The 12,117-nt window shown below is 73.1% G+C and carries 9 protein-coding genes; 2 read left to right on the top strand and 7 right to left on the bottom strand.

Annotated elements, in window-relative coordinates:
* Window positions 1-21: 21 nt before the first annotated feature.
* Both PLP61_RS10200 and PLP61_RS10205 read left to right on the top strand, forming a co-directional pair.
* The gene (locus tag PLP61_RS10200) at window positions 22-1,002 is read left to right on the top strand and encodes a GDP-mannose 4,6-dehydratase (RefSeq protein WP_324502602.1); all 981 of its coding nucleotides are present in this window, start codon (window positions 22-24) and stop codon (window positions 1,000-1,002) included.
* On the top strand, window positions 999-2,027 hold the full coding sequence (locus tag PLP61_RS10205) for a GDP-mannose 4,6-dehydratase (protein ID WP_324502603.1): 1,029 nt from the start codon (window positions 999-1,001) through the stop codon (window positions 2,025-2,027). Before PLP61_RS10200 ends, PLP61_RS10205 begins: the two co-directional genes overlap by 4 nt.
* 75 nt (window positions 2,028-2,102) lie before the next feature.
* On the opposite strand, the gene PLP61_RS10210 is transcribed toward PLP61_RS10205, so the two are convergent.
* The 7 genes from PLP61_RS10210 to PLP61_RS10240 form a co-directional block, all read right to left on the bottom strand.
* A complete protein-coding gene (locus PLP61_RS10210; protein ID WP_324502604.1) occupies window positions 2,103-2,801 on the bottom strand; it encodes a hypothetical protein in 699 nt (232 codons plus the stop codon).
* 2 nt (window positions 2,802-2,803) lie between these two features.
* Window positions 2,804-9,391 (bottom strand): DUF5979 domain-containing protein, encoded by a 6,588-nt coding sequence (locus PLP61_RS10215; RefSeq protein WP_324502605.1) that lies wholly within the window; start codon window positions 9,389-9,391, stop codon window positions 2,804-2,806.
* Window positions 9,392-9,722: 331 nt separating this feature from the next.
* Window positions 9,723-10,082: a phosphomannose isomerase type II C-terminal cupin domain gene (locus tag PLP61_RS10220; protein ID WP_324502606.1), complete on the bottom strand. Its 360-nt coding sequence runs from the start codon at window positions 10,080-10,082 to the stop codon at window positions 9,723-9,725.
* 117 nt (window positions 10,083-10,199) lie between these two features.
* On the bottom strand, window positions 10,200-10,511 hold the full coding sequence (locus PLP61_RS10225; protein ID WP_324502607.1) for a DUF2516 family protein: 312 nt from the start codon (window positions 10,509-10,511) through the stop codon (window positions 10,200-10,202).
* A 130-nt stretch (window positions 10,512-10,641) separates the two neighbouring features.
* Entirely contained in the window at window positions 10,642-11,325 is a 684-nt protein-coding gene (locus PLP61_RS10230; protein WP_324502608.1) for a hypothetical protein, read from the bottom strand.
* A 68-nt stretch (window positions 11,326-11,393) separates the two neighbouring features.
* On the bottom strand, window positions 11,394-11,762 hold the full coding sequence (locus tag PLP61_RS10235; protein ID WP_324502609.1) for a helix-turn-helix domain-containing protein: 369 nt from the start codon (window positions 11,760-11,762) through the stop codon (window positions 11,394-11,396).
* 82 nt (window positions 11,763-11,844) lie between these two features.
* A partial coding sequence (locus PLP61_RS10240) for an asparaginase (RefSeq protein ID WP_324502610.1) occupies window positions 11,845-12,117 on the bottom strand: 273 nt, incomplete at its 5' end.

Genomic DNA, 12,117 nt, shown 5'->3' on the forward strand with positions numbered 1-12,117 from the left:
GGCACCTGACACAATCGCCGCATGCCCACCGCGCTGATCACCGGGATCACCGGCCAGGACGGGCTCTACCTCGCCGAGCTGCTCCAGGCCAAGGGGTACGACGTCCACGGCGTGATCCGGGGCCAGAACAACCCCAAGCGCGACCTGGTCGCCAAGCTGCTGCCCGACGTGACGCTGCACCCCGGCGACCTCACCGACATGAGCAGCCTGCTGCGGGCGCTGCGCGACAGCGACCCCGACGAGGTCTACAACCTGGGGGCGGTGTCGTTCGTGGCGTACTCCTGGGAGAACGCGGCGCTGACCACCGACGTCACCGGCAAGGGCGTGCTCACCATGCTGGAGTCCCTGCGGCTGCACCTGGGCGACGACCTGGGCCGGGTCCGCTTCTACCAGGCCTCGAGCTCGGAGATGTTCGGCAAGGTCCAGGAGACCCCGCAGCACGAGCGGACGCTGCTGTGGCCGCGCTCGCCGTACGGCGTGAGCAAGGTCTTCGGCCACCACATGACGGTCAACTACCGCGAGTCCTACGGGATGCACGCCTCCTCGGGGATCCTGTTCAACCACGAGTCGCCGCGGCGGGGACCGGAGTTCGTCACCCGCAAGATCAGCCAGGCGGTGGCCGGGATCAGCCTGGGGCTGCGCGACGAGCTGGTGCTGGGCAACCTGGACGCCGAGCGGGACTGGGGGTTCGCCGGGGACTACGTCGAGGCGATGTGGCTGATGCTGCAGCAGCCCGAGGCCGACGACTACGTCATCGCCACCGGGGAGACGCACTCGATCCGGGAGTTCGTCGACGTCGCCTTCGGGCACGTCGGGATCGACGACTGGTCGCGGTACGTCCGGCAGGACCCCCGCTTCATGCGGCCCGCCGAGGTGGACCGGCTGATCGGCGACGCCAGCAAGGCCCGGGAGGTGCTGGGCTGGAAGCCCCGGGTGGGCTTCCGGGAGCTCGTCGCGATGATGGTCGACGCCGACATCGCCGCCCTGCGGGCCGGCTGGTGACCCGCGCCCTCGTCACCGGCATCAGCGGCCAGGACGGCAGCTACCTCGCCGAGCGGCTGCTGGCCGACGGGCTCGAGGTGCACGCCCTGCACCACGACGTCGAGGCCGCGCCGGCGTACTGCCCGGATGACGTGGCGCTGCACCCCGGTGACCTCACCGACCTCGCCGGGGTCCGCCGGCTGGTGCTGGACCTGGCACCCGACGAGGTCTACAACCTGGCGGCGATCAGCTCGGTGGCCCAGTCGTGGGAGGAGCCGGAGCTGACCGCGGCGGTGAACGGGACGGCCGCGGTCGCGTTGATGGAGAGCGCCTGGCAGTCGCAGGAGGCCAACGGCCGGCCGGTCCGGTTCGTGCAGGCCTCCTCGGCGGAGATCTTCGGCCAGCCCGCCACCAGTCCGCAGGACGAGCAGACGCCGGTGCGCCCGGTCAACCCGTACGGCGCGGCCAAGGCCCACGCGCACCGCGCCGCGGCGACGTACCGCGACCGGGGCCTGCACGTGGTCTCGGCGATCCTCTACAACCACGAGTCGCCGCGCCGGCCGACCCGGTTCGTGACCCGCAAGATCACCTCGACCGTGGCGGCCATCGCGCAGGGGCGGGCGGACCGGCTGGTGCTGGGCAACCTCGAGGCCCGCCGCGACTGGGGCTGGGCGCCCGACTACGTCGACGCGCTGGTGCGGGCCGCCCGGACCGACACCGCCGGCGACTTCGTCGTCGCCACCGGGGTCGGCCACTCGGTCCGGGAGTTCGCCGCCACGGCCTTCCGGCACGCCGGGATCCCCGACTGGCAGCGCTACGTCGTCTCCGACGCGGCGCTGGTGCGTCCCGTGGACGCCGTCGAGCTCCGCGGCGACCCCTCCCGGGCCCACCAACTCCTGGGCTGGCGTCCCACCGTGGACTTCGACACCCTCGTCCGGCTGATGCTCGCCGCCGACCTCGACGGGCACCCCCCGCCGCCCCCGCACCCCCCGCCGCCTGCCGACCCCCCGCCGGCACCGGAGCCTCCGCCTGCTCCGCACCCGTGATCCCAGCCCCGCCAAGAGATAGTACGGTCCCAACACGAGGTGTTCAGGGGCTCCAGACCCCGCGTTGGGACCGTACTAACCCGCCGGGGCCGTCCGCGCAGACCGGGGAGGCCGCGCAGACTGCGCCAGGATCACCAGGTTCTCCGAGGTGCCCGAGGAGCCCGAGGAGCCGGAGCTGCGCTGGAGGCAGGTGAGGACGAGCAGCGAGCCACGGCGGGAGGCCCAGCCGTCCCACAGCCGCGGGTCGGCCGCGGCGGCGGACTTCGCCTCGACCAGCGTGCGGGTCACCCGGTAGCGCGCCGGGCCGACCAGCAACGGGTCGCCGACCGAGACGAGCACCGGGTCCACACCCTCGGGGGCGGTCATGTCGAAGAACGCGTTCCCCGGTCCACGCCCGTCGTGCACCGAGTGGAGGGCGACCACCACCTGGCCCGAGCGGGGTACGCCGGGGCGGCCGAAGTCCCGCATCAGGAACGCCGAGGTCAGGCTCGGTGGGTTGATGACGCCCCCTGTCACCACCGCCGACTCCAGGGGCACCGACAGTCCCTGGACAGGTGCCCGGAAGCGCAGCCCGGTCGGCCGGACCCGTGACCCGGCCACGTCCGGGGCCCGGTCCCACACCACGGTGTTCCCGTCCAGGTCACGGGAGGTGTACCCCTCGGGCTGGTCCCGCGCGGCCAGGAACGCCCAGGTCAGCACGGCCGCCGCCACGGCGGCGAGGACGGCGAGCACCGCCAGGCCGACGCGACGGCGCGAGCCACCGGTCGTTCCCACCGCTAGGGCCGCCGGACGATCCCGACCGTCGCGGCCACCGCGCACCCAGCGGCGAACAGCGCAGCGACGAGCAGCAGCCAGGGGCTCTCCAACGCCCGCCCGCCGGTCTCCGAGGTCGGCCCGGTGGCCGGGCCGGAGTCCTCCGCGCCGGCGTTCCCGGCCGACGCGAACCGGTTGACCACGACCACCTCCGCGGTCGTCCCGTCGCCCACGACCACGGTCCCGGGCCGGATGGTCGTCGACTCGGCGCCTCCGTCGCGCAGCTCGGTCACCGTGCAGGTCGCCCCGGTGGGCAGCCCGTCGACCACGGTGCGCAGCCCGGTGTCGCGCGACAGCATCCGCCGGCCGTCGTGGCTGACCGGCACCGGCTGCGGTACGCCGTCCACCTCGGCCGTGCACGCCAGCCGGACGACGAACCGCCCGTCGCGGTGCTCCGGCGCCCCCGGCCCTGCCAGCCGCTTGACGATCGCGACCGACCCGACCTGGAAGGTGTTCGTGGCGGTCACCGTCACCGGCTCACCGGCGGTGACCAGGAACGGCCCCTCGGGGGAGACGGCCGAGACGGTGGCGCCACCCGTCGTGGTCTCCGACGCCTGGCAGGTCGCCCCGTCCGCCACCCGTTCGATCTCCCGGGTCAGCGGCTGCTCACCGCCCAGCACCACGTCACCGTCCCACACCGTGCGGTCGGCAGAGTCGCGGCAGGCCAGGTGCACCACGAACGGCCCGACGCCGTACGCCGCCGCGCCGGGGCCGTCGACCACCTTGGTGACCACGATCCGGCCGACCGGGAACGCGTTGTCGAAGGTCACCTCGTTGGTGCCCTCGCCGTCGGCGTCCGGAGTCAGCTCCAGGCTCAGCTCGACGTCGCCCTGGACCGTCGAGTCGGCGGTGACCCCCGTGGAGGTCGTCGAGGTCGCCCCGCCGGTGGAGGTCTCGGTCGCGGTGCAGGAGGCACCCGCCGGCAGGCCGGTGAACCGCACCGCCTCGCCGGAGTCCAGGGTCGCGACCATCGGCGTCTGCGCGGCGTACCCGTCGGCGTACACGGGCGCTCCCAGGAACGTGCAGGCGACCGAGAACTCGAACGGGCCGTAGACGACGGGGTTGCCGTCCTGGTCGACCGCGGAGGAGTCCGCGCGCTTGCGCAGCAGCAGGGAGGCGGAGTCGTAGGTGTTGGTCGCGGTGACCAGCGCCACCGGCTCGTCGTCACGGCCGACGGTCACCGTGGTGGCGGTGAATCCGGACGCCCCGGAGGTGGCCCGGTCGTCCTCGACGGTGCAGCGCGACCCCCAGGGCAGGTCAGGGATCGTCACGACCTCGCCGTCGGCGACGGTGACGGTGCCGGAGACACCCAGGTCCACCGGCTCTCCCGCCGAGGTGCAGGTGACGTCGAGGGTGAAGGTCGAGGGGGCGAAGCCCGCGGCGTCGCCGACGACCTCCTTGGTGACCGCCAGCGGCCCGGTGGCCAGCGCCACCCCGACCTTGTTGCCCTCGGTCTTCGGGGCGACACCGACCGTCGCGCCGTCCCGGGTGCGTCCGGCGGCGGCCACGGTGTTCCAGGCGACGGTGTCCGCCCCGGCCGTCTCCGACTGGGCCGGGGTCCGCGTGGTCAGGTCCACGGTCACGGTGTCCAGCGGCTGCCACAGCGAGCCCGGCGCGAAGTCCAGCTCGAGCTTCAGCGCCACCACCGAGTCCGGGTCGACCGCGGCCGTCCACGGCAGCCAGGAGCCGGGCGGGCAGGGCGTGCCGAAGTCCAGGTCCGCGGTGCACAGGTCCGGGTCGCTGGTGTAGAAGACCCGGAAGTCGCTCACCCGGGCCAGGCCGCTCGCCCCGACCAGGGTCACGTCCTCGAGGGAGGGCCGCCACTGCGACCCGCGCGGCAGCGGCACCAGCGCGGCGGTGTCACCGACCGCGGGCAGCCGGTCGATGGCCGAGACCCGGTCCATCGGCAGGTTGCCGGTGTTGGTGAACCGCAGCCGCCACACCTCGTCGCCGCCGGGCTTGGTGACCGGCACGCACCGGCCGCGGTAGAACCCGTCGGCGTCCGGCGCGCACGTCGTACCCGATCCGAGGTCGAGTACGCCGAGCTCGTCGTCGACCGCCTTCACGCTCTTCACCCCGCGCAGCGCGCCGGCCCGGCGCGGCCGGACCGTGGTCGAGGCCTGGCACTCGCCGCTGGCGGCGTCCAGCACCTGCGCACAGGCGTCCCACGGCCGGTCGCCGGTGATGCCGGTGGTGTTGGTGACGGCGGTGTTCCCGGGCAGCCCGGCCCGGAAGACCATCGGCACGGTAACCGTGTAGGTCTGGCCGGGCTCGAGCACGCTGCCGGCCGGGAACCGGAAGGTCAGCAGCTCCGGGGTCTCGGTCACCGACACGTCGGCCGGGTCGGTCGGCATCGGCGCCCCGTGCGGGGTGGCCGGGGGCGCCCCGGCCAGCGCGAAGGAGTACGGGCTCTCCCCCGCCGGCCGGTCGGGGTTCAGCGTGAGCAGCGGCCCGTCGGCGTCGCTGGGGATCTGGTCGGTGATGACCGGGTCGATGATCGGCGCGTCCCCGGAGTTGCGGAAGGTCAGCGTGAAGGGGATCTCCCCGCTCGGGGAGAAGCTGCCGGTCGGCGCCTTGGTCACGGTGACGGCGTTGTACTGGTGCCGGAAGAGGATCGAGTCCTCCGCCGACCCCGACGCGGTGATCGGCTGCCCGCCGAGCAGGTCGGCGCCGCGCACCGTGGCCTGGATCGTGTTGCTCGCCACGCCTGGCGCCGTCTCGCCGGGTGCCGGCGGGTTGCCGGTCATGTCGGAGAGCACCGGCCCGCCCGTGCGCAGGTCGGTACGCCGCTGCACCCGCAGCGGGACCGGCTGGCGCGGCGTCGACGGGTTCTGCCAGATCGAGCCGTCGGCCCGGGTGAAGGTGAACCGCAGCCCCTGGACGTCGACCGGGCTCACGCCCGCCGGCAGCGTGGGGGTGGTGGCCGGTACGCCGAGCTGCCAGGTCGCCCCGGTGACGGCGACGCCCCCACCGGACTCGCTGAAGCTGCCGCCGGTGAGCGCGTCGACCTGCACCCGGTCGATGGGCGCGGTGAGCGTGAACCCGGGGGCGAAGCCGACGAAGTCGTAGGCGTTCCAGAAGGTCTCGTCGGTGTCGACGATCTCCATCCAGTTGCTGCGGGAGGGCCCGCTGGGCTGTCCGGAGAGCGTCATGGTGACCGGCGTCCGGTCGGGCTCGGTCTGGGTGTCGGGCGCGAAGAGCTTCCCGACGGTGATCCCGATGCCCTGGGCCACGAGCTGGAGGGAGGCGGTGTCGGTGTCGGTGTGGGTCACCGGGCTGACGCCGGGGTAGCCGACCAGGTCCGCCCCGACGACCCGGGCCTGGTTCGGCACCGTGGCGGGGGCGACGACCAGCTCCCCGGTCGACCGGTTCGTCTCGCGCAGGCGGGTGTCGAAGACGACCACAGCGGTGCCGCCCTGGACGATGCGGCCGTCGTACACCACGTCGAAGCCGACCACGTCGGCCAGGTCCGCAGCAGTGGCGGCCAGCGCCTGGGCCCGGGTCAGGTCGGCGGTCCCGCCGGCGGCGTACTGGAGCCGGACGACGACGTCAGCGGCCCCCAGCGACGCGGGCGCGGTGATCGAGACGAGGTCGGTCAGGTCGAAGCTGTCGAAGGGCTGGGTACCCCCCGTGGGGTCGGAGATGGTGAGCCGGTCGATCCGGCGCGGGGTGGTGTTGCGGGCGGTGAGGGTCACCCGGCCCGAGGGGCGGTCCTGCGGCGCCGTACCGACCGGGGGGACCCCCAGCGGACCGCCGGACCAGGTCTTGGTCAGGTCGACGGTGACGGGCACGGCGGTGATCAGGACGGAGTCCTGCGCGGTGTCGCTGACGACCAGGGAGCCCCCGGCGTACCCGTCGGCGCGCACCGTGTTGCGCACCGCGCCGGGCTCGCCGGCCACGTTGTACGTCGCGCTCGCCACCACCGGTACGTCGGCGTCGGAGCGCAGCTCGTCGCGGATCTGCACGACGGCGTGGACGCGCCGGTCGGGGGCGAAGGAGCGGGCCACGCCGGAGCCGACCAGCGGGGCGGTCGGGTCCGTGCCGTTGCGGTCCCCGCGGGTGGGGCTCTCCTCGAGCACGAGGCGGAAGCCGATGGTGTCGGCCTGCTCCGCTGCGGTGAGGGTGAGCCCGGGGAAGGTGCCGTCGCACGCCGCGGGGCACGGGTCGTTGGCGGCTTCGACCCAGCCGTCGGCGGCCAGGCTGTAGAGCTCCACCCCGGCCACCCGGTCGTAGGTGAGCAGCGGGTCGTCCGCGGCCGTGATCGGGTCGATGCGGACCAGGTCGAAGGCGTCGAAGGCGCTGTCCGGCAGGGTCGCCGCGGAGACGCCGGCCACGTCGGTGAGGTCCAGGTGGTCCAGGTGGGAGCGGCCGCCGGTGGACCAGGTGAGGGTGAAGCCGGTGCGCGAGCCGGTGCGCTCCCCGATGGTCTTGGGGGTGTCCCAGGCCTTGTCGACCAGGTCGCCCACCCCGGGCGTGGGCGGCTCGAGGCCGACGCCGGGCGGCTCGGTCATCTCGTCCTCGTCGGTGAGGTCGCCGTTGGAACCCTCCACGGCAGGGGCGTTCTCGATGTCGAGCTCGGCCCCGGCCATCTCCGGGCGCAGCTCGAAGACGATGTTCGGGGCGACCACCCCGCCGGGCGCGAGCCCCTGCGCGAAGTCGTAGACGAACCGCAGCCCGCGTGCGGTGTCCTGCACGGCGGTCGGCAGCTCGCCGGAGAACACGTCGGGACCGGCCAGGTCGACCATGCCCGGTACGTCGGTCCAGGCGCCGCCGTCCCAGTGCTGCACGGTCAGCGTGGCGCCGGCCGGGATCGGCGTGGCCGCGACCCAGATCGGCTTGAACGCGTCGTACCACTGGTCGGTCGCGGGGTTCGCCGGGTCGGACACGATCATCTGGGTCGCGTCCACCGTCGAGGCGGGGAAGTCCAGCAGGGTGCCGGTGAGCTGGGCGGTCACCGGCTCCCCGGGGATCGAGAGGATCGTGGAGGGCGTGACGGTCTTGTCCACCTCGACGGCCAGCCGCTCGACGATCGTGGTGAGGGTGTCCTGGGCGGTGGCCTGACCGGCGTACCCTCCGGGCGCCGTCGACTCCACGAGCACCTCGTTGGGGTGCTGGACCTCGTCGGCGGCCTGGTCGGTGGCCGCGGTCACCGTGAACGGCACCGTCGCCTCGGCTCCCGGCACCACGGGGCCGGTGAAGGTGACGGTGAAGCCGACCACGGTCCCCGCGGGCGGGTCGGGCAGCGTGTCGGGGGCGCCGGCGTCGAGCGTCACGGTGCTGCCGTCGTCGAGGCGGAAGTCGACGGTGGCACCGGTGGCGCCGCGTGGCCAGACCACGGCGTCGGTGAACCCGTCGAAGGTGAGCCCGTTCTGGAACGGGTTGGGGCCGGCGCCGGGCTCGGTGAGGGAGAGCGAGTCGAGCGTGCGGGCGCTGCTGTTGGTGGCGCCGAGGGTGACGGTGCTCTGCTGGCCGACGGCGATGGCGTCGGGGGTGAAGGTCTTGGAGGCGGCGACCGGCAGCAGCGCGGGAAGGATCGAGTAGCTGTCCTGCGCGGTGGCCGGGGGCGACGTCTGCGCGCCCACCGCCACCGTGGTGGAGACCTCGTTGGCGACGGTGAGCCCGGCGCTGCCGAGTACGTCGTCACGCTGGGCCAGCTCGACGGCCAGCGACCCGCCGGCGTCGATCGGGATGTCCGCCCCGTCGGTGCTCGAGAAGGTGATCCGCAGCCCGGTGACGTCCGCGGGGGTCACCCCGGCGGGCAGCTGGGCGGTGGGACCGGGGGGGCCGTTGATCCAGGCGCCGCCGACCCACACGTCCACCTGCACCTGCTCCGCACCGGCGGGCAGGGTCAGGTCGAGCCCCCCGGTGAGCGCGAGGTGGTCGAACGGGTTGGGCGCGGCGCCCGGGTCGACCGGGTCGAGCAGCACGATCCGGTCGACCGGCACGTTCGAGGCGTTGCCACCGGTGAGGGTGAGCGTGGTCGTCGTACCGGGCACGGCGATGCCGCTGTCGGGCGCGTAGGCCTTGCTGGTGGCGGCCTCCAGCGTCACCGGCACGTCGGGGACGACGGTGAACGAGTCGGTCCTGGTGGCCGCGTTGCTGGCGGTCACGGTCGCGGTGTTGACCAGGTCGGTCCCGCTGGCCGAGGCAGGGGTGTCGGGGTCGACCCGGACCGGCACCGTGATGGTCGCGGTGGAGCCGGCGGCCAGGCCCTGTCCGCCGACCGGGTCGGCCAGCGGCTCGGTGAAGTCGACGGTGAAACTGTCCGCCCCGGAGCTCACCGTGCTCGCCGACCCGACGACCTCCACCGCGCCGTTCAGGGTCAGCCAGTCGGGGAGGGTGTCGGCGAGGCGGGCGCTGGTGCAGCCGCCGGAGCCGACGTTCGTGCAGGTGACGGTGATCGTGTAGTCGAAGGTCTCCCCCGGCGCGACCAGGTGCCCGTCGACCCAGCCCTGCACCTGCTTGTCGACGGTGAGGAAGCCGGGGTCCTCGGCACTCGCGGGCGCGGCCCCGGTCGCGGCGAACGAGCCCGCCAGTCCGACGCTGGCCACCCAGGTCCAAAGACGTCGCCGCCTGCTGTGCATCCCGAGACCCCTGCCGATCCGACGTGAAGAGCCCGGTCGGAGGCAAAGCGGTCGGCCGTCTCGACCCGGGCGGCACCGAGCAGAGGGCCCAGCGCACCGGTCACCCTAGTGGACGCTTGTACCGCACCACCAACCAGCGCCCGATAGTACGGTCCCAATCCGGGGTGCTCAGGGCCCCTGGACCCCGCGTTGGGACCGTACTAACTCAGCGGCGTCACGGCGAGCGTCCCAACCGGGCACGTGCGGGATGGGTGCTGCGGGAAGCGCCTGGACCAACGGCAACCGGGACCGTGCTGGCTCAGGCGGTGGGGGCGCTGCGACCGTAGTCGTCCTCGAGCCGGCAGATGTCGTCCTCGCCGGTGTACTCGCCGCGCTGGACCTCGACGATCACCAGCTCCTCGTCGTGGTCGTTGATGATCCGGTGCGCAGCCCCCAGAGGTACGTCGGCACTTCCGCCCGCGGGCACCTCGGAGGTGACGCCGTCGATGAGGCAGGTGGCGGTGCCGCTGACGACCGCCCAGTGCTCGGACCGGTGCGCGTGGGTCTGGTAGGACAGCCGGTGCCCGGGGTGGACGTGGATCCGCTTGACCTTGTAGCCCGGGCCCTCGTCGAGGACGTGCCAGGAGCCCCACGGACGCGACGCGGACTCGAGAACCATTGACTCACTCCAGACTCATCGGGCTGCCGGCGACCGGGCAGCCGCCCCCCTGACCCACCGAGGGGTCGACCTACGCTAACCGACGCACCGCCCCGGGGGAGCAGAACCCGCGAGGCCTCACCCGCGGCGCAGCCCCGCGATCGCCGGCCGTACGTCGGCCAGGAACACCAGGGCGGCGACGGTGAACCCCAGCTGGATGGGGTGGATCGGGCCGAAGCCGATCAGCACCACCTGGGCGAGCAGCCCGAGGGCCAGGATCAGCACCCACGCGATCTTGGCGAGCTTGCCGGCCGCCTCGTACTCCTCGGTGCTGGGCAGCAGGGAGGTGACGAAGGCGAAGGCCTTCACGCCGAGCAGCACCACGGAGATGCCGAGGATGATCCAGCCCTCGACCAGGAACACCACCGGGGCGCCACTGAGGTAGTTCACCCGGCCAAGGATAGCGGCGCGCCCGCGGCCGCCGGGCGCACAGCAGCGGGCCCCGGGTGATCGCTCACCCGGGGCCCGTCTGCCACGAGCCGACCCCAGAGGAGGAGACGGCCGGACCCGTGGCGGTTCGTCAGCCGGCGGCCTTGGCGGTCGGCGTGTGGCCGGTGCCCTCGTCGCCGACCTTCTCCACGGCGTCGACCACGGCGTGGGCGGCGCTCACGGCGGTCTTGCGGGCCGCGGTCACGGTCGCCTTGGCGGAGCTGCGGGACGCAGCCGTCTTCTTCTTGGCGGTCGCCCTCGCGGTCTTCACCTGCTCCTCGGCGGCCTTCTCGGCGGCCTGGCTGGCCTTGGTGGCCTGGGTCCGCGTGGTCTTGGCCTTGGTCACGGTGGTCTTGGCGGACTTCACCGTCTCCTGGGTGGACTCCTGCTTGCGGATCCGCATGACGAGGGTCTCGCCGCGCTTCACCAGGTCGTCGTAGGTGTCGCCCATCTGGGTGACGTTCTCGTTGACCATGTCGGTGACCTTGGCCGGGAAGGCCTTGGCCTCCTTCTGGAGCTCGTGCATCCGGTGCTCGATGGTCGAGCGGCGCTCCTTGGCCTCCTTGCTCAGGCTCTCGAAGCGGGTGCTGGCCTCCTTGCGCAGGTGCTCGGGCTCGAGGTCGATCTCGGCGAAGTTCTTCTGGACCTCGCTGAGCCGCTTGTGCATGTCGGCGACGTAGTCGCGCACCTTCTCAACGGCGAGGTCGGTGATACCGACGCCCGCGTAGAACTGGCGCGTCGCCTCGCTCTTGATGTCGAACTTGGCCTCAGCCATCGTCCTTGCTCCTTCGGTGGTTGCTGGGCCGGCGGTACGCCGACCCGTTCGGGTGGTCTCTGGTGGTGTCAGCTGGCGGCGGCGGCGTTCTGGACCAGGAACGAGGCGTAGACGTCCAGCAGGGTTTGCTTCTGACGCTCGGTCAGACCGGAGTCGGACAGCACGGCGAGCTCCACGGAGCTGTTCGTGTGGTCCTCGGGACTGAGAATCCCGGCCCTGATGTAGAGCTGCTCGGCGGAGATCCGCAGCGCCTTGGCGATCTGCTGGAGCACCTCTGCCGAGGGCCGACGCAGACCGCGTTCGATCTGGCTCAGGTAGGGGTTGGACACGCCCGCCTGCTCAGCGAGCTGCCGCAAGGACAGCTGCGCGTTGGTGCGCTGCTCCTTGAGGTAGTCGCCGAGGTTCTCGACGGTCTGCCCGACCTTTCCCCTTGCCACACCTCCAGTGTGCTAACAATAGTTAGCACTTTGCAAGCAGGGGGCCGGTGAGGCTCCTCACATTCGCCCCAGAACCCCACCCTCACAAGGGATTCGATGCAGCGCTCGGTGCTAGCACGGCACGGATCTCCCCGACCGGACGGCCACCCCCGAGCAGCTCGAGCACGCCGGTGGCGCGCACCGCCGCGCCGTCGACCCCCGCCTCCCGGTCGACGCCGGAGCGGGCCAGCGCGGCGGCCATCAGCACCGGCCGGACCCGGGCCGAGCCGTCGTCGCCCTTGAGGGCGAACGCCCGCCCGTCGGCCAGCGCGACCGCGTAGCAGCACTCCGCTCCCGCCTTGCCCACCGCTCCGGG

The organism is Nocardioides sp., from assembly GCF_035429765.1.
Taxonomy (GTDB): Bacteria; Actinomycetota; Actinomycetes; order Propionibacteriales; family Nocardioidaceae; genus Nocardioides.

Excerpts from the sequence above, each read along its gene's own strand:
- PLP61_RS10200 (WP_324502602.1), top strand. The coding sequence starts at position 22 with ATGCCCACCGCGCTGATCACCGGGATCACCGGCCAGGACGGGCTCTAC.
- PLP61_RS10220 (WP_324502606.1), bottom strand. The coding sequence starts at position 10,082 with ATGGTTCTCGAGTCCGCGTCGCGTCCGTGGGGCTCCTGGCACGTCCTC.
- PLP61_RS10230 (WP_324502608.1), bottom strand. The coding sequence starts at position 11,325 with ATGGCTGAGGCCAAGTTCGACATCAAGAGCGAGGCGACGCGCCAGTTC.